This window comes from Bradyrhizobium campsiandrae, from assembly GCF_014529705.1.
GTDB classification, from domain to species: domain Bacteria; phylum Pseudomonadota; class Alphaproteobacteria; order Rhizobiales; family Xanthobacteraceae; genus Bradyrhizobium; species Bradyrhizobium campsiandrae.
In genome coordinates this window covers 1-244 of sequence record NZ_JAANIH010000385.1, presented here as the reverse complement: position 1 = coordinate 244, position 244 = coordinate 1, and the positions used below count along the sequence as shown (strand labels likewise).

Below are 244 nucleotides of genomic sequence, written 5' to 3'. Positions count from 1 at the left end.
CAATGCGGCCGCCAGCATCAGCCGCACCAATTTCAAATACATGTACTGGTCCTCGGTGCAGCAGCTGATGCACCACGCGTCGTCGGGCTGCGCCATGAATGTCGGCGATCTCCTCGGCAGCGGCACCGGCTCCTGTTCGGGTCCCTTGAGCCGGAAGGGCTCCAGCGCCTCGCGCGTCACCACCCAGGGGCTGATTGAGGTCGCGAAGGCCTTGGCGAGGAACGGGCCGAGCGGCACATATTCC

At 65.2% G+C, this 244-nt stretch carries 1 protein-coding gene; it reads left to right on the top strand.

Features of this window, described 5'->3' with window-relative positions; genetic code table 11:
* Positions 1 to 244, top strand: a 244-nt coding sequence (locus tag G8O24_RS46940; protein WP_438503280.1) for a fumarylacetoacetate hydrolase family protein, incomplete at both ends; no start/stop codon positions are given.